Origin of the sequence: Thermoanaerobacterium xylanolyticum LX-11 (genome assembly GCF_000189775.2) — a bacterium.
Taxonomy (GTDB): domain Bacteria; phylum Bacillota; class Thermoanaerobacteria; order Thermoanaerobacterales; family Thermoanaerobacteraceae; genus Thermoanaerobacterium; species Thermoanaerobacterium thermosulfurigenes.
In genome coordinates, this window is the sequence record NC_015555.1 from 1,139,061 (window position 1) to 1,165,521 (window position 26,461).

Here is a 26,461-nt window from a genome sequence, read left to right on the forward strand (position 1 = left end):
GAGGAAAAAATGGACTTTTGTGGTAAAAAAGTTGTTGTAGCAGGATTTGGGTTAAGTGGCAAAGCTCTGTGTAAGGTCTTATTGATGTTAAATGCTAAAATATTTGTGTTTGATTCAGAAAATGAAGATAAGTTTGGTGATGATTTAAAAGAGTTTAAAGAAAAAGGTGTGATATTTTGCTTTAAAAAAGTTACAGACGAACTTTTAAATGGCACAGAAATGGTTGTCGTCAGTCCTGGGATTTCTATGGATTCTGATATAGTCGTATTGTCAAAATCAAAAGGTATTGATGTAATAGGTGAGGTGGAGTTTGCTTATAGGTTGTCAAAAGCGCCTATATACGCTATAACTGGTACAAATGGAAAGACTACTACAACATCGCTGCTTGGTGAAATATTTAAAGCGTCAGGTGTAAAGACATATGTTGCAGGAAACATAGGATATCCTCTTGTTGAAGCAGCAATAAATGCTAATGCGGAGGATGTCATTGTAGCGGAAATAAGCAGTTTTCAATTGGAAACAATAAAGGAGTTTAAACCTGTAATAAGCGCAATAATAAATATAACCCCGGATCATTTGAATAGACACAAGACATTGGAAAACTACATTGAAATCAAAGGGCGGATTTTTGAAAATCAAACTGCTGATCAATTTACTGTCTTAAATTATGATGATAAAAATATTTCTTCTTTATTTAAAAAAGCCAAGTGCAATGTTTTTCCATTTAGCAGAAATAGAGCTTTAGAGTACGGTACGTATCTTGAAAATGGAAAAATCATAATCTCTGCAAATGGAGAAAAAAGTACGATAATAGACATTGAAGACATATATATTCCAGGAAATCACAATGTAGAAAATGCCATGGTAGCATCTACAATGGCTTATTTGGCAGGAATTGATATTAAGGTCATAAGTGAAACATTGAGGACATTTAAAGGCGTTGAGCATAGGATTGAATTTGTAAGAAACGTAAATGGAGTCAAATATTACAATGACTCAAAAGGTACAAATCCAGATGCGGCAATAAAAGCTATTGAAGCCATGAAAGGCCCTATCATATTGATTGCCGGTGGATATGACAAAGGTGTAAGTTTTGATGAATTTACTGCTTCTTTTAAAGGTCGCGTAAAAAAATTGATTCTGCTTGGCGAGACAAAAGATTTAATCTATAAATCTGCTATAAAAGAAGGGTATTCAGAAGATGATGTTATATTTGTAGAAAGCATAGATGATGCTGTTTATGCTGCTTATAATGCGGCTAAACCTGGTGACAATGTGCTTTTATCGCCTGCTTGTGCAAGTTGGGATATGTTTAGAAATTATGAAGAGAGAGGCAGACTCTTTAAAGATGCAGTAAATTCTTTGAGGGGGTAGGCTCAGTGAATCGAAAGTATCCCGTTGATTACAATATACTTATCTCTGTATTGGTTCTTGTGTCCATAGGTGTTGTGATGGTATTTAGCGCAAGCTCTGCAAATGCGTATTACCAGTACCATGATTCATTCTATTTTTTGAAGCGTCAGCTTTTGTGGGCAATTATCGGCTTCTTTGCTATGACATTTATGATGAATTTTGATTATCATAAATTGAAGAAGCTGTCAAATGGGTTGTTGATATTGTCCATAATTTTACTTATAGTGGTATTGATTCCAGGAATAGGAAGTACAAGGTACAATTCTACCAGATGGATTGAAATAGGCGGATTCACTCTGCAGCCGTCAGAAATAGCTAAATACGCCATAATACTGTTTTTTGCAAAATATTTTGATAATAACCCTAATTATGCAAAAAGCTTTAAAAAGGGAGTCCTTCCTGTACTATTGATTGCCGGAATATTCTTTTTACTCATTATGAAGCAGCCAAATTTCAGCACTGCTGGTACAATATTTATCATTTCCATAATAATTTTATTTGTGGCGGGTGCAAAATTATCATTTATGGCGACGTTGTTTGGAGTTGGTGGCTCTGCAGCTATTATCGTTGTGACCAGCATAAAGTACATAAGGCAAAGGGTGTTTACTTTTTTAAATCCTTGGCAGGACATAAAAGGGCATGGCTATCAAATTGTACAGTCGTTGTATGCTTTAGGTTCAGGTGGGCTTTTTGGAGTCGGTTTAGGCAGAAGTCGTCAGAAGTTTATGTATCTGCCAATGCCACAAAACGACTTTATTTTTTCAATAATCGGTGAAGAGCTTGGCCTTATTGGAACAGCTTCTATACTGCTGCTTTTTCTGTATCTTATAATAAGAGGCCTTAGAGTTGCGGCAAAAGCTCCGGATGTATTTGGATGCCTTATCGCTACAGGTATTGTAGGTGTGATCGGCGTTCAAACTTTGATAAATGTTGCAGTTGTAACTTCATCAATGCCAGCTACTGGTGTGTCTTTGCCATTTATCAGTTATGGTGGGACATCTACAGTCTTTATGATGGCTGCAATGGGCATATTATTGAATATATCAAGGTACGCAAACATGGATAGGAGTTGATGAAATGAGGTACTTATTGACAGGTGGCGGTACAGGTGGTCATATATATCCGGCAGTGGCGATTGCAAATGAAATCATGCGAAACGAAAAAGATGCAGAGATATTATTTGTTGGAACAGAAAATGGACTTGAAAAAGAGTTGGTGCCAAAGTCAGGTTATACCCTTAAAACGATAAGGGTAAAAGGATTTAAGCGAAAATTATCAGTTGATACGATAAAGACTATTAAGATAGCTTTCGATGGTTTGATAGATGCAAAAAAAATAATAAATGATTATAGACCAGATGTAGTAATTGGAACAGGGGGATATGTGTGTGGTCCTGTAGTCATGACAGCAGCCCTTATGAAGATACCAACGCTTATTCATGAGCAAAATGCTTATCCGGGACTTACAAATAGGATACTTTCAAGGTTTGTGGATATTGTGGCCGTTGCATTTGATGAGTCAAAAAAGTACTTTCGAAATAAAGGCAAAATCTTTGTGACAGGTAATCCCGTTAGAATGGAGATTTTGAATGGAGATAGAAAAAAGGCATTGAGAAAATGGGGCTTAGATGAGACGAAAAAAGTAGTGGTTTCTGTAGGAGGTAGCAGAGGGGCTGCCAAAATTAATGAATACATGGTTGAAGTGATAAAAAAGGCGAGAGAAGAATTTCAGGTTCTCATGATAACAGGAAAAAATCAGTATGACAGTGTAATAAAAATGATCAAAGATTACGATATAAGATTAGGAGAAAATATTAAGATAATTCCGTATTGTTATGAAATGGGTGATATCTATTCAATTGCAGATGTAATTGTGTGTAGATCAGGTGCAATCACACTTGCAGAATTGTTAGCCACATCAACTGCATCGATTTTAATTCCGTCTCCAAATGTTACTCACAATCATCAAGAGTACAATGCAAGAGTTCTTGAAAAAAATGGTGCAGCTTTGGTGATTCTTGAAAAAGACTTAAATGGAGATGTTTTGCATAAAAAGATATTATCTATCGTAAATGACTCCAGTAAGCTTAAAACCATGAAAGCTAATGCAAAAAAGTTATCAAAGATAGATGCTGCCAATGAAATTTATAGGCTTGTTTGTAAGCTAAAATAGGCGATGTAACCTCCTGAAGCATAGGTGCATATTATGAATTGTACAGCTTAACAGGAGGTGATAGAATGGGATGAAATATGTCATTAAAGGAGGAAATAGATTAAAAGGTGAGGTACGGATAAACGGTGCGAAAAATTCTGTATTGCCGATACTTGCTGCAACACTATTAAACAAAGGTGTAAGTATTTTACATTCTTGCCCAAGATTAAAAGATGTTTATTCTATGATAGAAATATTAAGACACTTAGGCTGTACAGTAGAATTTGATGGGTCAGACATTATAGTAGATTCCAGTGGTATCATTGATTACCACATTCCAGACAGATTAATGAGAGCAATGAGATCATCCATTTTTTTGATGGGAGCATTGGTGGCAAGAAATAATGTTGCTCAGATCAGCTTTCCAGGAGGATGTGACATAGGGCATAGGCCTATTGACTTGCACCTAAAAAGTTTAAAAAAGCTTGGCATATCAATAGATGAATCGTATGGATTTATCAATTGTGAAAGCAAGTCAATTTGCGGCAATGAAATACATCTTGATATACCCAGCGTTGGTGCAACTGAAAATATAATGTTGGCTGCATCCATGGCTGATGGAACTACAGTTATAGGAAATGCTGCAAAAGAGCCGGAGATAGAGGATCTACAAAATTTTCTAAATTCGATGGGTGCCAAGATTTCAGGTGCAGGTACAAATACTATTGTGATACGAGGCGTAAAAGAATTGCATGATACGGAATACACAATAATACCTGATAGGATAGTTGCAGGGACTTATCTTATTGCATCAGCTATTACAAAAGGAGAGGTAGTTCTTAAAAATGTGATTAAAAGACACGTAGATTCTCTTTTGTCAAAGCTAAATGAATGTGGTTTTAAAATATCACATGGCAATGACTTTATAAAACTTAATTCTACCGGTAGAGCCAAGGCAGTTGACATGATAATAACTCTCCCATATCCTGGTTTTCCAACGGATCTTCAGGCACAAATGGTTTCACTTTTAGCTACTGCGGATGGGACATCTATAATTACGGAGACTATTTTTGACAATAGGTTTAAATATACAGAGGAATTAGTAAGAATGGGTGCAGATATTAAAGTAGATGGGCGAATTGCGGTAGTGAAAGGAGTTGACAAGCTTACGGGAACAAATGTCGTTGCAAAAGATTTAAGAGGTGGTGCAGCACTGGTCTTAGCCGGATTAGGTGCTATTGGCACTACAATTGTAGAAGACATAGAACATATTGATAGAGGATATGAAGATTTTAGCGAAAATTTAAAAAATCTTGGTGCTGACATAGAAAGGACTATGTAAAACAGCCAATGCTGTTTTACATCATCTAAAATTTGTACAAGCATATGATAGAGGCGATGTATATGATGGAAGAAAGGCAGTATAAAAAGAAAAAGAGGTTTAGCGTTTTTATCGTATTTTTGTTTATTTTTGCAATTATACTTTATATAATTTTATTTAAAACATCATTATTTGATGTAAAAAACATATATGTCTATGGGACAAGATCAGTAGATAAGAGCGATGTCATAAGGTTGTCGGGGATAGAGATAGGTAGCAATACTCTGAAAATAAATAAATCAGCCGTCATTAAATCCATTATGAAGGATCCATACATTAAAGATGCGTCTATTAACATAATTTATCCTTCTAAAGTCGAAATAAAAATAGATGAAAGGGTATTGGCGGTTCAAATAAGCTATAAAGACAAATTTCTATATGTAGATACCGACTGTGTCGCAGTTCAGTTAGGTGATTACAACAATAAATTGCCAATATTAAAGGGAATCTACGTTGGAAAATTTGAGATAGGAAGCAAAATCAACAATTTAAGTAATAATAAGGACATAGCAAAACTATTGCCGTTAATATATAATAAGAATATATACAATAGTATAATTGTTAATGGTTCAAAGATTACATTAAAGACGGATTCAGGAATAGATGTAGTGTTGGAGAATGTTGATGACATAAGCTATTCATTAAATTTTTCTGAAAAGATATTGAACGATTTAGAGAAAAAAGGCTATAACAGCGGAAATATTCTTATAGTAAGCAATGGGAATCCAATTTATACGCCATAAGAAATGGAGGAAGTGCAGTGAAAAAGAGCTTTTTTGTTTCTATTGCTTTTGTATGTGTCGTTCTTGGAATAATGATATCAACACAGTTTAGAAATGTGAAAAACAGTGATAGCTTGACTGTGCAAAGAGCAGAGGAACTTACAAGTAAATTAAATCAAGTTCAGAAAGAGAGAGATGAGTTGAAAAAACAAATAAATGATTTAGAAGCGAAAATATCAAATTATGAAAATTCTGCAGCTAAGTCAAGCACAGTAACAAAATCTCTTAAAGATGACCTTGACAAATATAAAGAATTAGCGGGGCTTTCTGATGTTGAAGGACCTGGCATCATAGTTACAATAAATGACGGCAGTACACAACTTCAGCCCGGTGCTGATCAGAATGCTTTTTTAGTTCACGATGAAGACCTTCTAAATATAGTTAATGAGCTTAGAGCAGCGGGAGCTGAAGCGATATCAATAAATGACCAAAGACTTGTTGCGACATCTGAGATACGAATGATAGGTAATACTATCGATATTAATTCAGTCAGATTTACGCCTCCATATGTGGTGAAAGCCATTGGAAATCCAGATACATTGGAAGCTGCATTGCGACTTAAAGGTGGAATTATCGATACATTGTCAAACTGGGGAATTCAGGTTAACATTAAGCGTTCTGACAAAATATTAGTCAAAAAATATGACGGTGTTTTAACGTATAAATATGCGAAACCTTATGAAGGAGGGAATAATTGATGGCTTTAATTATCATTTTAAGTTTAGCTTTAGGACTTGCAATCGGCTTTTTCTTGCCAATTAATTTGCCTCCTGCATATACTTCATATCTTTCTGTTGCCATACTGGCTGCACTAGATTCTGTTTTTGGAGGAATTCGTGCCAGCCTTGAAAATAAATTCAATAATGCTATTTTCATTTCAGGCTTTTTTGGAAATGCTATATTGGCTGCAGTTTTAGCCTATATAGGTGATGTGTTAGGAGTTCCGATTTATTTGGCTGCGATTTTTGCTTTTGGCAGCAGATTGTTTACAAATTTTGCTTATATTCGGAGATACATTTTAAATAATTTTTCTAAAAAACAATAAGCTCCGAGGGGAGGAAAATTAATTGAATGAAATTATAACAGGTATTGATATTGGGACCTCAAAAGTATGTACTATAATTGGCCAATGTGACAAAAATGGAGAGCTGAGGATAATTGGCATTGGAATGTATCCATGCAATGGCATGAAAAAAGGAGTCGTTGTTGATATAGAGACAACTGCTTTTTCTATTAAAAAATCTGTCGAACAGGCTGAAAGAATGGCGAATCAAAAGGTTACATCGGTTTATATTAAAATTCCCGGCGGTCTTACTGAAATATACAGAAATAGAGGCCTTGTAGCTGTAACAAGGGATGATAAAGAGATAACAGCACAAGATGTGGAAAGAGTGCTGCAAGCTGCTAAAATAATGGCTTTGCCATCTGATAAACAGATAATTGAGCTTATCCCTATTGAATACATAGTAGATGGTTATGGAGAAATTAAAGACCCTGTAGGTATGGCAGGGATAAGGTTGGAAGTTGACGCGGCGATTGTAACAGGTAGCTTGACAGCAGTACAGAATATGGAAAAATGTGTTAAAAAGGCTGGTTACACCATGTCGGGAATCATCGTAGAGCCATTAGCTACAGCAGAAGCAATATTGACTAAAGATGAGAGAGAACTGGGCGCAGCACTTATCGACATAGGTGCTGGTGTAACAGATATAGCAGTCTTTAAGTCTGGAAATTTAATATATACAGGCATGATACCTGTTGGCGGAAATCACATAACCAACGATTTGTCAATCGGGTTAAAGATTTCTTTTGAAGAAGCCGAAATTATAAAGAAGAAGTATGGTTCTGTGGTGAAGGTAGAGAATGATGAGACAGTAAAAATAGCAAATATAGCAAATCATAGTTCTCAAGATACCAGACTTAATGATATAATAGATATTATAGAAGCGAGAGTAAATGAAATTTTGACGATGGTGTACGATGAAATGAGAGGTTCTAACGTTTTAGACCAGATTTCAACAAATATTGTAATAACAGGAGGCGGAATATCTTTTATAAAAGGCAGTCTTGATTTAGCAGAGAGTATTTTGGGTAAAAATGTAAGATTGGGTTTGCCTAATGCTATTGGAGTTTCTACGCCTGTATATTCAACTGCAGTAGGAATCGTCAAATATGTTTTTGCAAACCGAAAGTATCTATATAAAAAGCAAGTTGAGGTTCCGAAAGAAAGGGATCAAAAGAAAAGTGGGGTATTGTCAAAAATAAAAGACTGGTTTAATGATTTTTGGATATGATATGAGGAGGGTCTTATATGATAGGTATTGAAACAGATATGGAGCAGTTTGCAAATATTAAAGTTATTGGCGTCGGTGGTGGTGGTGGGAATGCTGTAAACAGGATGATTGAGGCAGGACTTAAAGGTGTGGAGTTCATTGCAATCAATACGGACAAGCAAGCACTTTACATGTCAAAAGCTGAGACAAAAATACAGATTGGCGACAAACTGACAAAAGGCCTTGGGGCAGGTGCAAATCCTGAAATTGGCAAAAAAGCAGCGGAAGAGACAAAAGATGAGATTGAAAAGATTATAAGCGGCGCTGATATGGTGTTCATTACTGCAGGTATGGGTGGTGGTACAGGTACAGGCGCTGCTCCTGTAGTAGCTGAGATAACTAAACAATTAGGTATTTTGACTGTTGGAGTTGTCACAAAGCCGTTTACTTTTGAAGGAAAAAAAAGAATGACACACGCTGAAATGGGAATAAGTGAATTAAAAAAACACGTAGACGCACTTGTCACGATTCCAAATGATAGGCTGTTGCAGGTGGCAGAGAAGAAGACATCAATGTTAGACGCGTTTAAAATTGCAGATGATGTCTTAAGGCAAGGTGTTCAAGGTATTTCTGACTTAATTGCTGTCCCGGGTCTTGTCAATGTTGATTTTGCTGATGTAAAGACCATCATGATGGAAACAGGTCTTGCACACATGGGTATAGGAATAGCATCTGGTGAAAATAAAGCCACCGAAGCAGCAAAGCAAGCGGTTCAAAGTCCACTTTTGGAGACGTCGATAGAAGGTGCAAGAGGGATATTGTTAAATATAGCCGGTGGAACTAACTTAAGCATATTTGAGGTTAATGAAGCAGCCAATTACATATATGAAACAGCGGATCCCGATGCAAATATCATATTTGGAGCAGTCATTGATGAAAGTTTAGAGGATCAGATTAGGATCACAGTGATTGCAACAGGGTTTGAAAAGAGATTTGAATCTGAAAAGAAACCAAAAATAGAAAAGGAACTTATAAAACAAAGCGATGTTAAAGACATAAATGAGGTTATAAAGTTTGACAACGACGACCTCGACATTCCTACTTTCCTAAGAAGAGGTAGAAAGTAAAAATAGAAACACCTTAATTAATGTTTTAATTAGGGTGTTTTTTAATGCCTTTTTAACTACATTAATTAACATTAATGTATAAAATTCTTTAAAAAAATATTGATAACAGAGAAAATTTGATGCCAAATTATAACAATTTTATCGATATTTTTTTATTATAATAGGAATAAAGGGTTGCGGAATGAATATACATAGTTTAGGTAGTTTTTAAAGTTATTTGGAGTGATAGGAGTGTACGCCGATGTAATTTTTATCGAAAACTTGATCATAAATTATATAATTTTATATTTGACTAAGCGATTTTCCAGATCAAATACTAATAATGCAAAGTTAATTTTCTCGTCCGCTTTAGGCGCTTTGTATGTAATTCTAATATTTTTTTCTTTGCCTAATATAATTTATTCACTTACATTTAAAATAATAATATCTATTTTAATGGTGGCAATTGCATTTGGATTTAACAGATTTCATGAATTTATAAGAGTTTTAAGCATTTTTTATTTGGTTTCATTTATAATAGGTGGGACAGCTTTTGCATTGATTTACGTCGTGAATATAGGCATTAGACAGATCATAATAGCAGCACTATTTTTCGCAATACTTTTAACTTATATTGGTTGGGGGTACATATCAAAAAAGAATATAGAAAGCAATATTTTGTATAAGCTGCATATAGATATGGATAATAAAGGGAGAGATGTAAGGGCGATATTAGATACAGGCAATACGTTGCATGATCCTATTTCTAATTATCCTGTTGCAATAGTAGAATATGAAGCTGTAAAAGAATTGTTGCCAGAAAAATTAAAAAATGTGTTTGATTCTATGGGAAATGAATCTATATTTGAAATGACTAAAGTAGTAGATGATGATAAATGGCTTAAAAGGTTGAGATTAGTGCCTTTTAATTCTATTGGAAACGACAGCGGGATTTTGATAGGATTTATACCTGACAATTTGGTGGTTGAGGGATATAGAAAATCGCAAAAAAATGCGATTGTAGGAATATATTTTAAAAAGTTGAATGAGACTTCAGATTATGAAGCACTTATAGGTACAGAATTGCTAAATTGATGGAGGGATGATGCGGTGAATATTAAGACAAAAGTGAAAGTAACTATTCAGTTGGCAATACTAAAAGTATTGACAAAACTGAAAATTCGAGACTCGATCTTTTATGTTGGTGGCAGTGAGGCTTTGCCTCCTCCTCTTTCGGCAGAAGAAGAAATGTTTTTGATAGCGAAAATGGAATCAGGTGATAATGAAGCTAAGTCAATGTTAATCGAGAGGAATTTGCGACTTGTAGTTTATATTGCAAAAAAATTTGAGAATACTGGAGTGGGCATAGAAGATCTTATTTCTATAGGAACCATTGGACTTATTAAATCAATAAATACGTTCAATCCGCGCAAAAAGATAAAGCTGGCAACTTATGCATCAAGGTGCATAGAAAATGAAATACTCATGTATTTAAGGAGGAATAGCAAAACCAGAATGGAGGTTTCGTTTGATGAACCACTGAATATTGATTGGGATGGGAATGAGCTTCTTCTCTCAGATATTTTAGGTACAGACAATGAGCTGGTGTATAAAATCATTGAAGACGAAGTTGACAAACAGTTGTTGACAAATGCATTGAAAAAGCTATCTGATAGAGAAAAAAGGATTATAGGATTGAGGTTTGGACTTAGCGGTGGAACAGAAATGACTCAAAAGGAAGTAGCCGACCTATTAGGCATATCGCAGTCCTACATTTCAAGATTAGAAAAAAGGATATTAAAAAGACTCAAAAAAGAAATAAATAGATTAGTTTAAAATTGAATAAAATTTGCTCCGCAGGTAATACTTAAAATTAACCAATACATTTGGAGGATGGGCATATGAATAATAAAGTAGAGATCTGCGGAGTAAATACTTCTAAGTTACCTGTACTAAAAGGAGCTAAGCAAAAGGAACTTCTTTTAAGAATGAAAAATGGCGATAAAAGCGCCAGAGAAGAATTCATAAATGGAAATTTAAGACTTGTATTGAGCGTTATACAAAGATTTAACAATCGTGGTGAGTATGTAGATGATTTGTTTCAAGTTGGCTGTATAGGCTTGATTAAGGCGATAGATAATTTTGATTTAAATCAGAACGTGAAATTTTCAACGTATGCAGTGCCAATGATCATTGGAGAGATCAGACGGTATTTAAGAGATAACAATTCTATTAGAGTTAGCAGATCATTACGAGATGTGGCATATAAGGCTTTGCAAGTAAGAGATAAACTTGTCAATGAAAATTCGAAAGAACCTACTGTTGGCGATATAGCGAAAGAATTAAACATACCGAGAGAAGAAGTTGTTTTTGCGCTTGATGCTATACAAGATCCTGTATCACTTTTTGAACCAATATACCATGATGGCGGAGATGCAATATACGTGATGGACCAGATTGGCGATGAAAAAAACGTAGATGAAGTATGGTTGGAACAAATAGCATTAAAGGAGGCAATAAAGAAATTAAATGACAGAGAAAAGATGATATTGACGATGCGCTTCTTTGAAGGAAAAACTCAAATGGAGGTTGCGAAAGAGATTGGTATATCACAAGCTCAAGTGTCAAGACTTGAAAAATCAGCATTATCCCACATGAGAAAATATATATGACTTGCCTTATGGCAAGTTTTTCTATTGTAATTTGATAAAAATAACTGCATATATTTTTAGTATAAAGATTTTAAGGGGGAATCGGAATGTTTAAAACATCAGATTTAAGAGACAAAGACGTAATTGATGTAAAAACCGGCAAAAGGCTTGGCAATATAATTGACATAGAAGTAAACTTGGAGGAAGGCAAAGTAGACGGATTTATAATACCAGCCGAGACAAAAGGATTTAGACTTTTTGCAAAGGATCAGGACTTGTACATACCATGGCAATCTGTAAAAAAAATAGGAGAAGATGTTATACTAATTGATATTAATGAAGATGTAACACAAGTTTGACTATTTACATCAATTTTATTATAATTTTATTAGCAATTGTCGATGAAGAAAGTTTTTTGATCGGTTGTGACGAAAGGAATGATAATGTTTGAAATGTCCTTTTTGCGGTTATTTAGATTCTAAAGTGATTGATTCTCGACCTACCGATGATTCTACTTCAATAAGAAGAAGGCGAGAATGTATAAATTGCGGCAAAAGGTTTACTACTTATGAAAAAGTCGAGCAAGTTCCTATTCTGGTAATAAAGAAAGATTTAAGCAGAGAGTCTTATGACAGGGATAAAATACTAAGAGGCATGATAAAAGCTTGTGAAAAAAGGCCTGTTCCTATTCAAAAATTAGAAGAGCTAACGGATGAAATAGAAAGAGATATTTACAATTCTTATGAAAAGGAAATCACATCTGCTAAAATTGGAGAGATGGTGATGGAAAAGCTTAAAAATGTTGACGAAGTGGCGTATGTAAGATTTGCATCTGTTTACAGACAATTTAAAGACATAAACACTTTTATGGACGAGCTAAAAAAATTGCTGAATGATACCGAGGAGAAGAAATGAAGCTCTAATTTTGTACATGATGTACTTAGGAGGTGCAATTTTGGCACATACAATTCTTGTTATTGAAGATGAAGCCCATATTTTAGAGTTGTTAAGGTACAATTTAGAAGCACAAGGATATAATGTTGTTTTAACAGATAATGGCAAAGGTGGCCTTGAAAAATGCAAAGAGACAAACCCCGATCTGGTTCTTTTAGATTTGATGCTTCCCGATATAGATGGCATAGATGTATGTAAAAAGTTAAAATCAGATGAACATCTTAAAAACATCCCTATAATTATGCTGACTGCAAAGAGCGAAGAAGTAGATAAGATATTAGGATTGGAACTTGGGGCAGATGACTACATTACAAAACCTTTCAGCATAAGAGAGCTGTTGGCAAGGATTAAAGTAGTGCTAAGAAGATCCAAAAATGAGTCTGAAGATAATGAGATCATCAAGTTTGGAGATATCACGATAGATACTGAAAAACATTTGGTTTATAAAGGCAATGAATTGCTTGATCTCACTTTAAAAGAGTTTGAGCTTTTAAAACTTTTATCAAAAAATCGAGGCAAAGTTTTGACTCGAGATTATTTGTTGGACAAGGTATGGGGATATGAATACGCTGGCGAAACAAGAACTGTGGATGTCCACATACGACATTTGAGAAAAAAGATAGAAGATGATGATAAACTTCCAGTATACATTGAAACAGTACGTGGGATTGGGTACAAATTAAAGGATATAGGTGAAAGTGATGTTTAAAAAACTGTACTACAGCTATTTTATCATAAGTTTTTTAGGCATCTTGGCAACATCATTTTTTTTTATTGGGAAAGTGTCAATGATAAGGCTTATAATCGGGATACTTTTTGGGCTGATTGTCAGCAATTTTTTTGGTTACAGGTTAATAAAAGGCATTGTTCAGCCTATAAATGAGATTACCGATGTTGCTAAAGAGATAACGAAAGGCAATTATGAGCACAGAATTGAGATAAAATCAATCGATGAGATTGGTCAATTATCGTTTGCCATAAATACTATGTCGGACAAGCTTCAAGAAACAATTGACGAGTTGTACGATAGAAATGCAAAGTTGGAAGCTATTTTAAAAAGTTTAGTAAATGGCGTCGTAGCTTTTGATGAAAATGAGAGAATTTTGCTTATAAACGATTCAGCTCGAACAATGCTTGGCATCAAGGACAATTATGCAGTTGGAAAACACATATTGGATGTTGTTAGAAATTCCAAATTTCACGATGTTTTGGAAAAAATCATAAAAGACAAGGGATATAATATAGATAACTTTGAGATTGACACATTTAACAAACATCTAAAAATATACTCCAGTCCAATCGTTCATCAAGTCACGCATAAAAAATTAGGGTTTGTTGTCATAATAAATGATATAACGGAAATCAGAAAGTTAGAAAAAATCAGAAGCGATTTTGTGGCAAATGTATCACATGAGTTAAGGACGCCACTTACTTCTATAAGAGGTTTTATTGAGACATTGAGGGAAGGTGCAATTGATAATATTGAGCGAAGGGATAGGTTTTTAGAGATCATCGAGTTTGAAGCTGAAAGACTTACGAGGCTAATAAATGATATTTTGACGCTTTCTGAGATAGAAAATTTGAAGGAAGGTTTTGTAAAAGAGGATATTGTAATTGATGAAGAAATCAATGAAATTTTTTACATCATGGAAAAGACTGCTGAAGATAAAAATATAAAGCTTATAAAAGATTTAAACTGCAAAGATGTTGTGATTAAGATCAGTAAGGATAGACTTAGACAGATGATCATCAATCTTGTTGACAATGGAATAAAGTATACTCCTGAAGGTGGATATGTGAAAGTCACTACAACTGATATGGAAAACAATATCGTAATAGAAGTAGAAGACAGTGGTATAGGCATATCAAAGGAGAATATACCAAGGCTCTTTGAGAGGTTTTATCGGGTTGATAAGGGAAGATCGAGAAAATTGGGCGGTACTGGACTTGGCCTTGCAATAGTAAAACACATTGTAGAATCAATGAAAGGCAGTATCACTGTTGAAAGTGAAGTCGGCAAAGGCACAAAATTTGCTATTGTTTTACCTAAAGATCAAAAATAGTACATGATTTTACATGATTTTAACACAGGCTTAATACAGGCTTTACAATAGACTGCTATACTGAAATTGTAAAAAAAATACGGAGGTGCAATTATGTCAAAGAGCAAAATAGCAAAAGTTTTGTTGTCTGTATTGATGGTTTTAAGCGTGTTTTTGTTTTCTGCATGTGGTCCAAATACTAATAATTCTGGATCATCTAATCAATCTAATAGCAGTCAAACCAGCAGTCAAGATATTTCTGGCACTGCAACAGCAGTCGGTTCTACTGCTTTACAGCCTTTAGTAGAGCAAGCAGCAACATTATTCAATCAAAAATATCCTAATGCCACTATTAATGTACAAGGCGGTGGAAGTGGTACTGGTTTGACACAGGTAGCGCAAGGTGCAGCGGACATAGGTGATTCAGACATATATGCAGAAGAAAAATCAGGTATTGATACAAAATCATTAGTAGACCACAAAGTAGCGGTTGTAGGTTTCGCGGTTATTGTTAATAAGGATGTCACGGTAGATAATCTGACGCAGCAGCAATTGGTTGATATCTTTACAGGTAAGATAAAGAATTGGAAAGAAGTTGGAGGACAGGACGAACCTATTGTTGTAGTAAATAGACCTACAAGTTCAGGCACAAGAGCTACCTTTAAAAAGATAGTATTAGGTGGAAAAGATGAAGTTCAGGGGGAAGCATTGACAGAAGATTCAAATGGAACGGTGAAGAAGACAGTCGCTGAAAAGAAAGGTGCAATAAGCTATGTTGGTTTTGCTTACGTAGATGACACTGTGAAGACGCTGAAATACAATGGTGTCGCACCAACAAAAGAAAATGTCATAAATGGCACCTATCCAATAGCATCATATGAGCACATGTATACAAAAGGCGAACCTAAAGGTGTTGTGAAGGCATTCTTAGACTTTATGATGTCTGACGAAGTACAGAAAGGACCTGCAGAGAAGCTTGGCTTTATAAACATAAATGACATGAAAGTAACTTTAAAGTAAAAATGATGATAAGTGTTATTAAGGAGGAGCTAGTTTATTACTAGCTCTAATTTTAATAAAGTTTATTAGAAACTTAACATAAAATTAACATGAATTTTACACTAACTTAATGAATAAATTATTGTACTTTGCTACTATTATAATTAAAGTATTGTCGAAAATTCATATCAGGAGGTAAAAAATGTCTGAAAAGTATGACAAAAGACGAAAGGTTTTTGACAAGATTGGAAAAACGTATGCTTTTATTTGTGCTTTTTTATTGATAGTCATCACTGTTTCTATTTTTTACTTTGTTGCAACAAAAGGGCTTTCAACGTTTATTGTTGATAAACGTTCTGTAAGCGAATTTCTTTTTGGAACCACATGGAAACCTTATAGACCTAATAGTCAAGGAGGGCCTGCTGTAGGTTCACTTCAGTTTATACTGGGCTCGGTATTTGTTTCAGTTTTTGCCATTTTGATAAGCACACCTCTTAGCATATCAGCAGCTATCTTTATGGTTGAAATAGCAAAAAAACTTGGAAAAAACTTATTGCAACCTGCGATGGAGATATTCGTTGGCATCCCTTCTGTCGTATACGGTTGGATTGGACTTACCGTTTTAGTTCCCTTCATAAGTAAGCACATTGGCGGGTTAGGTTTTAGCCTGCTTGCTGGTATTTTAGTATTGACGATAATGGTACTTCCGACGATAACAAGCGTCAGTACGGATGCTATTAAGTCATTGCCTTGGGAGATACGGGAAGCTTCTTATGCGCTTGGAGCCACGAGATGGCAGACGATTAGAAGGGTAATATTGCCTGCTGCAAAGTCAGGCATACTTACAGCAGTTGTATTAGGATTAGCTCGTGCTTTTGGCGAGGCTTTGGCAGTTCAAATGGTTATCGGAAACAGCCCAGCGATTCCTTTGTCGTTCTTGCAGCCTATGTCCACGATTACATCTATTATCACTATGGATATGGCAAATACGGTGACAGGTTCAACTTGGAATAATGCTCTTTGGTCCTTGGCATTATTGTTGCTGCTAATATCGTTTGGATTTATTCTCATAATAAGGCTTGTTGGCAGGAGGAGCATGTACAAATGAAATCAAAATTTTACGATAAGCTGGCTACTATATATTTTTACGTTGTGGCAGGAGTCATAGTGCTTTTTCTTTTATCTCTTATAAGTTATATATTGTATCAAGGTAGAAGTGAATTAAATTTGCATTTTATATTGACACCTCCAAAATTCATGGAGAAAGGTGGAGGTATAGCTCCACAGATTTTTAATTCACTGTTGCTTTTAGTGATAACGCTTATTATTTCAGTTCCGATTGGAGTTGGTGCAGGACTTTACATGGCAGAGTATGCAAGACCCAGCAAAATAACTGAGTTAATTAGATTGTCAACAGAAACGTTGTCGTCATTGCCATCGATTGTGGTAGGATTATTTGGCCTTTTAATTTTTGTGAATATGCTTCATTGGGGGTATTCCTTGATGTCAGGTGCATTGGCCCTTACTGTATTAAATTTGCCTGTTATGGCGAGAGTCAGTGAGGATGCCATAAAAAGTGTTTCATCTTCATTAAAAGAGGCAAGTTTTGCATTAGGCGCTACTAAGTGGCAAACGATAGTAAAAGTGCTTATTCCATCTGCTTTGCCAGGACTTGTGACAGGCATAATACTTACTTCTGGTAGGATTTTTGGAGAAGCTGCTGCACTTTTATACACGGCTGGTATGAGTACACCTATGCTTAATTTTAAAGTTTTAAACCCTTTAGTGCCAGGTTCTCCATTTTATCCATTTAGAGCCGCCGAAACTTTGGCTGTATATATTTGGAAAGTTAATAGTGAAGGGCTTGCACCAGATGCCAGGCAAATTGCTGATGGTTCAGCGGCAGTTCTTCTCATAATAGTGTTGGTGTTTAACATTTTAGCTCGTTGGCTTGGTAATGTTTTATATAAAAAGATGACAGGCGGAAAGTAATGCAATATAATTATTATAGAAAGGGGAAACCTTTTTCATGAAAAAAATTGAAGTAAGGGATCTTGATTTGTTTTATGGTCAGATGCAGGCTCTTAAAAAGATAAATATCGATGTAGAAGAAAACAGCGTTATGGCTTTGATTGGTCCATCTGGCTGTGGGAAGTCTACTTTTTTAAGGACATTGAACAGGATGAATGACCTTATAGATGGTGTGACTATTAAAGGAACTGTCATGATAGACAATCAAAATATATACAAAGATGTTGATGCGATAGAGCTTAGAAAAAGGGTAGGGATGGTGTTTCAGAAGCCAAATCCTTTTCCAATGACCATATACGATAATATAGCATATGGTCCGCGAATACACGGACAGAAAAATAAGAAAATATTAAATGAGATAGTTGAAAAAAGTTTAAAAGATGCAGCCCTTTGGGATGAAGTAAAGGATAGGCTTAATGATTCTGCATTAGGCTTATCAGGTGGTCAGCAGCAGAGATTGTGCATAGCAAGGACATTAGCTATTGAGCCAGAGATAATATTGATGGATGAGCCAACATCTGCTCTCGATCCGATTTCAACCATGAAGATAGAAGAATTAATCGACCAATTGAAGAATAAATATACTATAGTTATAGTGACACACAATATGCAGCAGGCTGGAAGGGTATCTGACTCAACTTCATTTTTCTTAAATGGCGAGATAATCGAGACAGGAAAAACTGAGGATATATTTTATAATCCACGTGACAAGCGCACAGAGGATTATATAACAGGAAGATTTGGTTAAAGGAGGTGCTATTGTGAACAGGACACATTTTGAAAAAGAGTTGGAGGATTTGCATTACGATATCTTAAAGATGGGTGCAATGGTTGAAGAAGCTATCGGGAATTCCATATTATCTTTAATAAACCATGATGTAGAACTGGCTCAGAAGGTAATCGATCAAGATGACAGGATAGATGAAAAAGAAGTGGAAATTGACGATAGATGCTCCAGGATAATTCTGACACAGCAACCGTTGGCAAAAGATCTTAGGATTGTCCTTACAGGTCTAAAGATAAACACTGATTTGGAAAGAATGGCAGATCATGCGGTAGACATAGCAAAAACCACGATCAGGATAGCACATCAGACGTATATTAAGCCTCTTATTGATATACCAAGGATGAGCGATATCGTGAGAGAGATGGTTAAGCTGTCTCTTGACTCTTATGTAAATCAAGATACAGAATTAGCAAAGACCATCAATCAAAAAGATGATATTGTTGACAGTTTATACAAGCAGATTTTTAGAGAGCTTCTTACGTATATGATAGAAGATCCAAAAAACATCGATCAAGCTGCACAGTTTTTATTTGTGGCACGCTACTTGGAGAGAATAGCAGATCATGCGACAAATATATGTGAATGGGTAATATACCTTGATAGTGGGCAGCATATAGACCTAAATGAATAAAATTAGAAAACACCTTTTTAGGTGTTTTTTTTGTATACTTTTTTTAATACTGCAAAAGATATAAATCGAGGTGATGTTAAATGCCACTTGCTTACATAATATTATCCATAACAGGCCTATTTGTTCTGTTTGGATTTGCTCATAGAGTCTTAGACAGGATGAAAATGACAGATACATGGGCTCTTATAATAATAATGGGTATGATTGTTGGTACATTTTTGCCAGATATACCGCTGGGGAAAAAAATATCTATAAACATAGGAGGTGCTGTGATACCGGCAGCCGTTGCAGTCTATTTATTCATTAGAGCGGAAAGAGGCGTTGAGAGGATAAACGCTATAGTGTCATCTATATTGGCAGGAACTGCTGTTTACTTGGCTGGAAAGTTACTGCCAAGTGAACCAGAAGCTATGTTCATAGAGCCTAACTATGTTTATGGCATTATCAGTGGTTTGATCGCTTATTTGTTTGGCAAATCAAGAAGGTGTGCTTTTATCGCCGGTGTTATGGGAGTCATTTTAAGCGACTTGGCAGAAGGTATTACAAATATAATTTTAGCAAGACCGGGTACGATTTCTGTAGGAGGGGCAGGTGCATTTGATACTGTAGTCATATCAATGATAGTAGCCGTATTTTTCTCTGAGATACTTGGTGAAACAAGAGAAAAAATACAAGGAGGTACATCAAAAAAGGGTACAGAACCGCATTTAACCAGCAGCCTTTTAAGCGAGGACGATATTGAAGCTATTAGAGAAAAATATCGCAAAAAGGACAGTGATGATTCAGATGAGAAATAAAAAAGCGATTGCGTTAATGCTATTGATTGTATTCGTGTCTTTTTCATTTGTAAAAATAAATGCCGATAATTGGAGCGGTAAAGACGGTGGATACTATACGGTATATCTGAACAAGACGAATAATGTGCTTTTTAGGATTTCTTGGGACTTAAAGGTAAATGATATGTATTTATCACATGACAATAAAATGTACAAGATAATAAAAGTCGATGAAAAAAATGACAAAGCTTATGCGACGTATTTAAAGACGGTAAAGCTTCCGGATGTCAACATAGAAGAAGTTTCTCAAGCAATGGCTCAAAAAACTGGCGAAAGAAAAATTGCAATGTATTCTACACATAGCGATGAATCATATATACCGACGGATGGAACTGCTAGTATCTATGGACATGGAGGCATATATAAAGTTGATGCATCGTTAAGCAATGCTCTGTCGAAAAAGGGTATAAAAACATTTGTTGATGAGACACTTTATTTGCCACATGATGCAATGGCGTATAGGCGCTCTCGCGTTGGTGCATTAAAAATTTTAAAAAACGATAGACCTGATTTGCTGCTTGATATACACAGGGATGCTGCACCGTACCAAGATTATATACGAAAAATAGCAGGCACAAATGCGACAGGTGTTAGACTTGTTTTAGGCAGAACAAATGCAAATTTAAAAGCCAATCAAGATTTAGCTTTTCGAATAAAAGCAATAGCAGACAAGGAATATCCTAACTTGATAAAAGATATTTTTTATGGAAGCGGTGACTACAATCAAGATTTAACTCCTAATTCGTTATTATTGGAATTTGGCACAGATACGCATACAAGGCAAAGAGCAGAGGAATCAGCCAAATTTATGGCTGACGTTCTTACCAAAGCTGTATATGGTGCAGATGAAAAGAAACAAGTTGGAACCTTGACTAATACACAAAAAGGAACGACGTCACAAAACAATTCTGCAGGTTGGGGAATTTGGATTCTTATAGGTGTAGCTGTTTTTTCGATTGTAGGATTTATGTTTTTAAGTACAGGTGGACGAGAGATGATGTCAAAGATAAAAGATTATACAAAGAAAGAATTCAGCAGTTTTTTAGGAATTTTCAATCGAGATAAGAAGTAATCTGATCGGTGCGGTAAAGCACCATTTTTATAGTGTGGTGATAAAACTGAAAATAGTATACTACAGCTATTACGGATGTTTTTCATCGGTCATTGCAGCGTATATTCATACAGGATATTTAAAAGATAAAGTATCAAAAGACACTATATTTTCTTTGCCAGAAATGCTTGACTTAGACTACGGTGAACTAAAATACATAGGGTTTGATGAAAACTTACATGAGGTTTATGTCATAGGCATGAAAAGTTTTAGCGATAACATAAAAAAGACATTAGAAGGGCTTAGAAAGATTTACAATTTGGAGTATGACAGATTAATATTTATCGATACAAGCATGTATGAACCCAAATATCTTAAATTTATTTTTCCAATAAGAAAGATTGTGCTTTTAAAAAAGATTTCTGATGAAATTTTATACAATTGGTTAATTAAGCGTTTTGATGGAATTAAAAATTTAGTTGAAGAATTTAAAAGACATGGTGCTGAGGAGAAAACATGATTATAGCTTATGTTTGTTATGGAAGTGCTCATTCATCAATTGTGGCGGCAGCGATTCACGTTGGATTTCTTCCTAATGATAGGATTCCGGCTTTTGAAGAATTCCTGTCTTTACCTCATTATGATATGACAGAAGGTAATCAGATAGGTATTCCATTTTACATGGGTGTTGATGAATTTAACAATGATGTGTACGCAATTGGAGCCAAAAGCGGGAGAAAGATCATGATGAAGGCCGTAAAAAGCTTTTTAAGGGAATCTGGAATACATGAAGAAGAAATAATGCTTATTGATACATTGCCAGCTATTGGACTTATGACGAAGTTTGGTGGCATGACATCCAGAAGATTTAAAATGATATCTATTGGCAGACCTTTTACTGTCTATGGAATAATAAAAAAGTACAAAAACTTTTTAGACATAGTAAATAGTGTGAAGTTCAGATTAAAAGAGCTTGACTAAGTCCTTCTATTAATTCATAATATTATTGGATGATTAGTAGGAGGATATTAAATGGCATACCATAAAATAAAAGATGTACTAAAAGATAGCATTGCTGATGAATTGGGGATTGAGCCAGGTGATACGCTTATATCGATAAATGGCAGTGAAATAACAGATTTAATAGATTATAAGTTTCAAATAGCTAATGAAAATATAGAGCTTTTAATAAAAAAGGAAAATGGAGAGGAATATATTTACGAGATTGAGAAAGATTACGATGATGACTTGGGTCTTATTTTTGAGACAGGGATCATAGATAAGCTAAAACACTGCAGGAATAAGTGTGTTTTTTGTTTTGTTGATCAATTGCCTAAGAATGTAAGGCATAGTTTGGCTTTCAAAGATGATGATTACCGCTTGTCTTTTTTGCAAGGCAATTTTGTGACGCTTACTAATGTAAGTGATGAAGAATTTTCCAGGATTATAAGTTATAAGATGTCTCCAATATACTTGTCTGTTCACGCTACAGACGATGAGATCCGCAAAAGGATGATGAGAAACCCAAATGCCGGAGGGATTTTAGACAAGATAAAAGAGCTTATTAAAAATGGTATTGAAGTACACTGCCAAGTAGTCTTGTGTCCTGGTCTCAACGACGGGCAAATCCTTGATAAGACTATTGAGGATCTGTCAAGGCTTTTTCCAGGAGTAAAATCAGTTGCGGTGGTGCCTGTTGGACTTACAGACCATAGAGAAGGGCTTTTTGAGCTTAAAACATTTGATAAAGAAGGGGCACAAGAGGTATTAGATAAAATATCTAAATGGCAGAAAAGATTGAAAAGCGATATAAAAACATCATTTGTATTTGCAGCGGATGAATTTTACGTTTTAGCAGACGTAGACATACCTGATTATAATGCGTATGAGAATTTCCCGCAAATTGAAAATGGTGTAGGCCTTATGGCCATGTTTAAAAAGCAGTTTGTAGATTACTACAAAAAAATTGGAGATGTGAAGCCTAAAAATAGTTTTTGTGTTATAACGGGAGTGTCAGCATATAAATTTATTAAGGAACTTGTTTATATGCTAGATAAAAAAGGTGTAGATATTAAAGTCGTTCCAATAATTAATAATTTCTTTGGCAAAAAGATAACTGTTTCAGGTCTTATAACAGGTGGCGATATTATAAATCAGTTGAAAGGCAAAATAAATGGTGAAACTTTAATAATACCCGATTCCATGATAAAAGAAGGTACTGACTCATTTTTAGATGATGTGACAATAGATGATGTGGAAAAGGAGCTTAATACAAAAGTATTAGTTTCCGAAGTAGATGGCAAAAAATTTATACAAAAGATAATTGGAAGGTGATACGATGGCATATCCTATGGTAGGAATTGTAGGTAGACCAAATGTTGGGAAATCGACGCTTTTTAATAAGATAACTGGACAGCGCATTTCAATAGTTGAAGATCAACCTGGTGTAACAAGAGATAGAATTTATTTTGAGACGGAATGGATGGATAAAAGGTTTATATTGGTTGACACAGGAGGGCTTGAGCCAGATTCGGAAGATGAGTTTTTTTCGAAAATAAAGATGCAAGTTGAAGCTGCTTTAAAAACGGTTGATTTGATTTTATTTGTAATTGATGGAAAAGAAGGCGTAAGTCCTGTTGATGAGGATATAGCAGCTATGTTGAGGAAATCTCGCAAGAAAGTTTTGCTTGTATTAAACAAAGTTGACAACTTTAAAGAAATGCCTATTAGCTATTATGATTCGATGCGACTTGGATTTGGAGAGCCAATAGCAATATCAGCATCTAATGGATTAGGCATAGGAGATTTGTTGGATGAAGTCATTGAAAATATACCTGATCATATAGACGAATACGATGAAGAAACTATTAAAATATCTTTTATAGGGAAGCCAAACGTAGGGAAGTCTTCTCTCGTCAATAAGATATTGGGCGAAGAAAGGGCCATCGTCAGCGACATACCTGGTACTACAAGAGATGCTCTTGACACGTACTTTGAAAAAGATGACAGAAAATACGTCATAATCGATACGGCAGGCATGAGAAAAAAAGGAAGAATAGAGGATAAGATTGAAAGATACAGCGTTTTGAGGGCTTTAGCTGCAATTGATAGATCTGACATATGCATTCTTGTAATAGATGCTACTGAAGGCCCTACTGAGCAAGATACCAAAATTGCCGGTTATGCTTTTGAGCAGAATAAAGCAATGATAATTGCGGTAAACAAATGGGATCTCATTGAAAAAGATAATAGCACCGTAAATGAATATACAAAGCTTATAAGGGAGAAGTTTTCTTTTATGAGTTTTGCTCCAATAACGTATATATCAGCTAAAACCGGACAAAGGTTAAATAAGCTTTTTGAACTAATAAATAGCGTTTGGGGAGAGTACAATAAAAGGATTTCTACTGGTACGTTAAACAATGTGATAAGCGAAGCATTGCTTATAAATCCGCCACCTGCAGAAAAAGGCCGCGTATTAAAAGTATACTACATGACGCAATTTGGCATAAAGCCACCATCGTTTGCGGTATTTGTAAATGATCCAGAGATAATGCATTTTTCGTATGTGAGGTTTATAGAGAATACACTGAGAGATAATTTTGGATTTGAAGGCGTGCCATTAAAAATTGAAGTTAGAAAAAAAGGCGAAAAGTAAAGGAGGTGAATCTACGGTGAAGATAGCATTAGTCGCTATACTTGCCTATTTAATTGGGTCGTTTAACAGTGCTTATTTTTTTACTAATTTTATCAAAAAAACCGATATAAGAAAGTACGGCAGTGGAAATGCTGGGGCTACAAACGTCATGAGGGTTCTTGGATTTAAAGTCGCTTTTTTTGTATTTTTATTTGATGTATTAAAAGGAGTTTTAGCTGTACTTCTTGGTAGGTTTATTGCTGGGAATATAGGTGGCTATGTTGCAGGAATCGCAGTAGTGATGGGGCACAATTGGCCTGTTTTCTTGGGATTTAAAGGTGGTAAAGGAGTAGCTACAAGCTTTGGAGCTATTGTAACCATAAGTCCTGTCATTGCGGTTTTGTCGCTTATAATAGGAATTGCTATTATCACTATCAGCAAATATGTTTCGCTTGGTTCTATAATAGGAGCAGTTTCATTTCTACTATTTAATATTATTTATTACAAATCATCTAATATGTTGGTATTTGCAATACTGATTACATCAATGGCTGTGTTTCAGCACAGAGCGAATATAAAACGATTACTCAATGGAACTGAATCGAAATTTGGACAAAAAACAAATATAAAGTAAAGAGGGATTTACAAATGGACATTGCAGTATTAGGAGCAGGCAGTTGGGGAACAGCAATGGCGATTCATTTGGATTCTATGAATCACAATGTTTGCATGTGGACAAGGGATCAAAAGCAAATGGAAGAAATCAAAAAAACGGGCTATAATAGAAAGTACCTTGATGCAAAATTGCCGAAAAGCATTGATATAACTACTGACATGAGTCATGCAGTTAAAAACAAGAAAATAATAGTTTTAGCAGTTCCCTCACATGCAGTAAGATATGTGGTAGAAATGATAAAAGGGTTAATTGACAAGTCGGCAATAATTGTAAATTTAGCAAAGGGTCTTGAAACTTCCAGTTTAAAAAGGATGTCTCAGGTTATACAAGAGATAGTGGATAATCCAGTTGTTGTGCTTTCTGGACCAAGCCATGCAGAGGAAGTCTGTAGGCACATACCTACAGCATGTGTTATTTCATCAAGCGATATAAATGCATGTGAATATGTGCAAGATGTAATGATGGATGAAAATTTCAGGTTGTATATAAATAAAGACTTGATAGGTGTTGAATTAGGTGGATCTCTTAAAAATATCATTGCATTAGGTGCTGGCATATCAGACGGGCTTGGTTTTGGGGATAATACTAAGGCTGCACTTATGACAAGAGGACTTGCTGAAATCACTCGTTTAGGCGTTGCATTAGGTTCCGATCCACTTACATTTTTGGGATTGACAGGCATGGGAGATCTTATTGTAACATGTACAAGCATGTATTCCCGCAACAGAAAGGCTGGCATAAAAATAGGGCAAGGCAAATCATTAGACGAAGCATTAAATGAAATCGGAATGGTTGTAGAAGGCGTTAATACGACGAAATCAGCTTATGAACTTTCTAAAATTCATAACATTGAGATGCCAATAACTAATGAAATTTATTCGATACTATTTGAAGGTAAAAATCCCAGGGAAGCTGTATATTCATTGATGACACGCAATAAGAAGCATGAGATGGAGGGCATATAAAATTGTGTCCTCTTTTTTATTCATAATTGTCTATTTCCCTCATATATATGTAGTGTTAAAGTATAAAAACTATATTTATCTTTAAGAAGGAGGGA

At 35.2% G+C, this 26,461-nt stretch carries 29 protein-coding genes; all 29 read left to right on the plus strand.

Features of this window, described 5'->3' with window-relative positions; translation table 11 throughout:
• Nucleotides 1-9: 9 nt before the first annotated feature.
• The 29 genes from murD to THEXY_RS05620 all read left to right on the plus strand — a co-directional run bounded on the left by murD (nucleotide 10) and on the right by THEXY_RS05620 (nucleotide 26,366).
• Nucleotides 10-1,374 (plus strand): UDP-N-acetylmuramoyl-L-alanine--D-glutamate ligase, encoded by a 1,365-nt coding sequence (gene murD / locus THEXY_RS05480; protein ID WP_013787837.1) that lies wholly within the window; start codon nucleotides 10-12, stop codon nucleotides 1,372-1,374.
• Between the two features lie 5 nt (nucleotides 1,375-1,379).
• Entirely contained in the window at nucleotides 1,380-2,486 is a 1,107-nt protein-coding gene (spoVE, locus tag THEXY_RS05485) for a stage V sporulation protein E (RefSeq protein ID WP_013787838.1), read from the plus strand.
• A 4-nt stretch (nucleotides 2,487-2,490) separates the two neighbouring features.
• Complete coding sequence (murG, locus tag THEXY_RS05490) at nucleotides 2,491-3,585, plus strand: undecaprenyldiphospho-muramoylpentapeptide beta-N-acetylglucosaminyltransferase (protein WP_013787839.1); 1,095 nt, start codon at nucleotides 2,491-2,493, stop codon at nucleotides 3,583-3,585.
• Between the two features lie 70 nt (nucleotides 3,586-3,655).
• Complete coding sequence (murA, locus tag THEXY_RS05495) at nucleotides 3,656-4,906, plus strand: UDP-N-acetylglucosamine 1-carboxyvinyltransferase (protein ID WP_013787840.1); 1,251 nt, start codon at nucleotides 3,656-3,658, stop codon at nucleotides 4,904-4,906.
• A gap of 62 nt (nucleotides 4,907-4,968) precedes the next feature.
• Nucleotides 4,969-5,688, plus strand: coding sequence for a cell division protein FtsQ/DivIB (locus THEXY_RS05500; protein ID WP_013787841.1), 720 nt, complete (start codon nucleotides 4,969-4,971; stop codon nucleotides 5,686-5,688).
• 17 nt (nucleotides 5,689-5,705) lie between these two features.
• The gene (locus THEXY_RS05505; RefSeq protein ID WP_013787842.1) at nucleotides 5,706-6,425 is read left to right on the plus strand and encodes a DUF881 domain-containing protein; all 720 of its coding nucleotides are present in this window, start codon (nucleotides 5,706-5,708) and stop codon (nucleotides 6,423-6,425) included.
• A complete protein-coding gene (locus THEXY_RS05510) occupies nucleotides 6,425-6,772 on the plus strand; it encodes a small basic family protein (RefSeq protein ID WP_013787843.1) in 348 nt (115 codons plus the stop codon). The genes THEXY_RS05505 and THEXY_RS05510 overlap by 1 nt, the downstream gene beginning before the upstream one ends.
• A gap of 22 nt (nucleotides 6,773-6,794) precedes the next feature.
• Nucleotides 6,795-8,021: a cell division protein FtsA gene (gene ftsA, locus THEXY_RS05515; RefSeq protein ID WP_013787844.1), complete on the plus strand. Its 1,227-nt coding sequence runs from the start codon at nucleotides 6,795-6,797 to the stop codon at nucleotides 8,019-8,021.
• Between the two features lie 17 nt (nucleotides 8,022-8,038).
• Nucleotides 8,039-9,127, plus strand: a complete 1,089-nt coding sequence (ftsZ, locus tag THEXY_RS05520; protein ID WP_013787845.1) for a cell division protein FtsZ — start codon at nucleotides 8,039-8,041, stop codon at nucleotides 9,125-9,127.
• A 231-nt stretch (nucleotides 9,128-9,358) separates the two neighbouring features.
• On the plus strand, nucleotides 9,359-10,201 hold the full coding sequence (spoIIGA, locus tag THEXY_RS05525) for a sigma-E processing peptidase SpoIIGA (RefSeq protein ID WP_013787846.1): 843 nt from the start codon (nucleotides 9,359-9,361) through the stop codon (nucleotides 10,199-10,201).
• Between the two features lie 15 nt (nucleotides 10,202-10,216).
• The gene (sigE, locus tag THEXY_RS05530) at nucleotides 10,217-10,942 is read left to right on the plus strand and encodes an RNA polymerase sporulation sigma factor SigE (protein ID WP_013787847.1); all 726 of its coding nucleotides are present in this window, start codon (nucleotides 10,217-10,219) and stop codon (nucleotides 10,940-10,942) included.
• A gap of 65 nt (nucleotides 10,943-11,007) precedes the next feature.
• Nucleotides 11,008-11,778, plus strand: coding sequence for an RNA polymerase sporulation sigma factor SigG (gene sigG, locus THEXY_RS05535; protein WP_013787848.1), 771 nt, complete (start codon nucleotides 11,008-11,010; stop codon nucleotides 11,776-11,778).
• An 86-nt stretch (nucleotides 11,779-11,864) separates the two neighbouring features.
• Nucleotides 11,865-12,116, plus strand: a complete 252-nt coding sequence (locus THEXY_RS05540; RefSeq protein WP_013787849.1) for a YlmC/YmxH family sporulation protein — start codon at nucleotides 11,865-11,867, stop codon at nucleotides 12,114-12,116.
• An 88-nt stretch (nucleotides 12,117-12,204) separates the two neighbouring features.
• Nucleotides 12,205-12,672 carry a transcriptional regulator NrdR gene (nrdR, locus tag THEXY_RS05545; RefSeq protein WP_013787850.1) on the plus strand — a complete coding sequence of 156 codons (468 nt, stop codon included), beginning with the start codon at nucleotides 12,205-12,207 and terminating at the stop codon, nucleotides 12,670-12,672.
• A gap of 40 nt (nucleotides 12,673-12,712) precedes the next feature.
• On the plus strand, nucleotides 12,713-13,420 hold the full coding sequence (locus THEXY_RS05550; protein WP_013787851.1) for a response regulator: 708 nt from the start codon (nucleotides 12,713-12,715) through the stop codon (nucleotides 13,418-13,420).
• On the plus strand, nucleotides 13,413-14,774 hold the full coding sequence (gene pnpS, locus THEXY_RS05555) for a two-component system histidine kinase PnpS (RefSeq protein ID WP_013787852.1): 1,362 nt from the start codon (nucleotides 13,413-13,415) through the stop codon (nucleotides 14,772-14,774). The genes THEXY_RS05550 and pnpS overlap by 8 nt, the downstream gene beginning before the upstream one ends.
• Before the next feature lie 93 nt (nucleotides 14,775-14,867).
• Nucleotides 14,868-15,773 carry a phosphate ABC transporter substrate-binding protein gene (locus THEXY_RS05560; protein WP_013787853.1) on the plus strand — a complete coding sequence of 302 codons (906 nt, stop codon included), beginning with the start codon at nucleotides 14,868-14,870 and terminating at the stop codon, nucleotides 15,771-15,773.
• Between the two features lie 181 nt (nucleotides 15,774-15,954).
• Nucleotides 15,955-16,860 (plus strand): phosphate ABC transporter permease subunit PstC, encoded by a 906-nt coding sequence (gene pstC / locus THEXY_RS05565; protein ID WP_013787854.1) that lies wholly within the window; start codon nucleotides 15,955-15,957, stop codon nucleotides 16,858-16,860.
• Nucleotides 16,857-17,744 carry a phosphate ABC transporter permease PstA gene (pstA, locus tag THEXY_RS05570; protein WP_013787855.1) on the plus strand — a complete coding sequence of 296 codons (888 nt, stop codon included), beginning with the start codon at nucleotides 16,857-16,859 and terminating at the stop codon, nucleotides 17,742-17,744. Before pstC ends, pstA begins: the two co-directional genes overlap by 4 nt.
• Nucleotides 17,745-17,781: 37 nt before the next feature.
• Nucleotides 17,782-18,531, plus strand: a complete 750-nt coding sequence (pstB, locus tag THEXY_RS05575; RefSeq protein WP_013787856.1) for a phosphate ABC transporter ATP-binding protein PstB — start codon at nucleotides 17,782-17,784, stop codon at nucleotides 18,529-18,531.
• 13 nt (nucleotides 18,532-18,544) lie between these two features.
• Nucleotides 18,545-19,201 carry a phosphate signaling complex protein PhoU gene (gene phoU, locus THEXY_RS05580; protein ID WP_013787857.1) on the plus strand — a complete coding sequence of 219 codons (657 nt, stop codon included), beginning with the start codon at nucleotides 18,545-18,547 and terminating at the stop codon, nucleotides 19,199-19,201.
• Nucleotides 19,202-19,281: 80 nt separating this feature from the next.
• The gene (locus THEXY_RS05585; RefSeq protein ID WP_013787858.1) at nucleotides 19,282-19,998 is read left to right on the plus strand and encodes a DUF1614 domain-containing protein; all 717 of its coding nucleotides are present in this window, start codon (nucleotides 19,282-19,284) and stop codon (nucleotides 19,996-19,998) included.
• On the plus strand, nucleotides 19,979-21,109 hold the full coding sequence (spoIIP, locus tag THEXY_RS05590; RefSeq protein ID WP_013787859.1) for a stage II sporulation protein P: 1,131 nt from the start codon (nucleotides 19,979-19,981) through the stop codon (nucleotides 21,107-21,109). Before THEXY_RS05585 ends, spoIIP begins: the two co-directional genes overlap by 20 nt.
• A 37-nt stretch (nucleotides 21,110-21,146) precedes the next feature.
• Nucleotides 21,147-21,608 carry a DUF3189 family protein gene (locus tag THEXY_RS05595; RefSeq protein ID WP_230197649.1) on the plus strand — a complete coding sequence of 154 codons (462 nt, stop codon included), beginning with the start codon at nucleotides 21,147-21,149 and terminating at the stop codon, nucleotides 21,606-21,608.
• A complete protein-coding gene (locus THEXY_RS05600) occupies nucleotides 21,605-22,069 on the plus strand; it encodes a DUF3189 family protein (RefSeq protein WP_013787861.1) in 465 nt (154 codons plus the stop codon). Before THEXY_RS05595 ends, THEXY_RS05600 begins: the two co-directional genes overlap by 4 nt.
• A 51-nt stretch (nucleotides 22,070-22,120) precedes the next feature.
• A complete protein-coding gene (locus tag THEXY_RS05605) occupies nucleotides 22,121-23,422 on the plus strand; it encodes a DUF512 domain-containing protein (RefSeq protein WP_013787862.1) in 1,302 nt (433 codons plus the stop codon).
• Between the two features lie 4 nt (nucleotides 23,423-23,426).
• Nucleotides 23,427-24,746, plus strand: coding sequence for a ribosome biogenesis GTPase Der (gene der, locus THEXY_RS05610; protein ID WP_013787863.1), 1,320 nt, complete (start codon nucleotides 23,427-23,429; stop codon nucleotides 24,744-24,746).
• Nucleotides 24,747-24,762: 16 nt separating this feature from the next.
• Nucleotides 24,763-25,359, plus strand: a complete 597-nt coding sequence (gene plsY, locus THEXY_RS05615; RefSeq protein WP_013787864.1) for a glycerol-3-phosphate 1-O-acyltransferase PlsY — start codon at nucleotides 24,763-24,765, stop codon at nucleotides 25,357-25,359.
• Nucleotides 25,360-25,373: 14 nt separating this feature from the next.
• Nucleotides 25,374-26,366, plus strand: a complete 993-nt coding sequence (locus THEXY_RS05620; RefSeq protein ID WP_013787865.1) for an NAD(P)H-dependent glycerol-3-phosphate dehydrogenase — start codon at nucleotides 25,374-25,376, stop codon at nucleotides 26,364-26,366.
• Nucleotides 26,367-26,461: the final 95 nt, after the last annotated feature.

What these genes read in the sequence shown, in the direction of transcription:
- THEXY_RS05540 (WP_013787849.1), top strand. Translation starts at nt 11,865, where the DNA reads ATGTTTAAAACATCAGATTTAAGAGACAAAGACGTAATTGATGTAAAA.
- murD (WP_013787837.1), top strand. Translation starts at nt 10, where the DNA reads ATGGACTTTTGTGGTAAAAAAGTTGTTGTAGCAGGATTTGGGTTAAGT.
- THEXY_RS05620 (WP_013787865.1), top strand. Translation starts at nt 25,374, where the DNA reads ATGGACATTGCAGTATTAGGAGCAGGCAGTTGGGGAACAGCAATGGCG.
- pnpS (WP_013787852.1), top strand. Translation starts at nt 13,413, where the DNA reads ATGTTTAAAAAACTGTACTACAGCTATTTTATCATAAGTTTTTTAGGC.
- ftsZ (WP_013787845.1), top strand. Translation starts at nt 8,039, where the DNA reads ATGATAGGTATTGAAACAGATATGGAGCAGTTTGCAAATATTAAAGTT.
- THEXY_RS05605 (WP_013787862.1), top strand. Translation starts at nt 22,121, where the DNA reads ATGGCATACCATAAAATAAAAGATGTACTAAAAGATAGCATTGCTGAT.
- THEXY_RS05510 (WP_013787843.1), top strand. Translation starts at nt 6,425, where the DNA reads ATGGCTTTAATTATCATTTTAAGTTTAGCTTTAGGACTTGCAATCGGC.
- THEXY_RS05600 (WP_013787861.1), top strand. Translation starts at nt 21,605, where the DNA reads ATGATTATAGCTTATGTTTGTTATGGAAGTGCTCATTCATCAATTGTG.
- sigG (WP_013787848.1), top strand. Translation starts at nt 11,008, where the DNA reads ATGAATAATAAAGTAGAGATCTGCGGAGTAAATACTTCTAAGTTACCT.
- murA (WP_013787840.1), top strand. Translation starts at nt 3,656, where the DNA reads ATGAAATATGTCATTAAAGGAGGAAATAGATTAAAAGGTGAGGTACGG.
- pstC (WP_013787854.1), top strand. Translation starts at nt 15,955, where the DNA reads ATGTCTGAAAAGTATGACAAAAGACGAAAGGTTTTTGACAAGATTGGA.
- murG (WP_013787839.1), top strand. Translation starts at nt 2,491, where the DNA reads ATGAGGTACTTATTGACAGGTGGCGGTACAGGTGGTCATATATATCCG.
- der (WP_013787863.1), top strand. Translation starts at nt 23,427, where the DNA reads ATGGCATATCCTATGGTAGGAATTGTAGGTAGACCAAATGTTGGGAAA.
- THEXY_RS05500 (WP_013787841.1), top strand. Translation starts at nt 4,969, where the DNA reads ATGATGGAAGAAAGGCAGTATAAAAAGAAAAAGAGGTTTAGCGTTTTT.
- pstB (WP_013787856.1), top strand. Translation starts at nt 17,782, where the DNA reads ATGAAAAAAATTGAAGTAAGGGATCTTGATTTGTTTTATGGTCAGATG.
- spoIIP (WP_013787859.1), top strand. Translation starts at nt 19,979, where the DNA reads ATGATTCAGATGAGAAATAAAAAAGCGATTGCGTTAATGCTATTGATT.
- THEXY_RS05585 (WP_013787858.1), top strand. Translation starts at nt 19,282, where the DNA reads ATGCCACTTGCTTACATAATATTATCCATAACAGGCCTATTTGTTCTG.
- THEXY_RS05560 (WP_013787853.1), top strand. Translation starts at nt 14,868, where the DNA reads ATGTCAAAGAGCAAAATAGCAAAAGTTTTGTTGTCTGTATTGATGGTT.
- pstA (WP_013787855.1), top strand. Translation starts at nt 16,857, where the DNA reads ATGAAATCAAAATTTTACGATAAGCTGGCTACTATATATTTTTACGTT.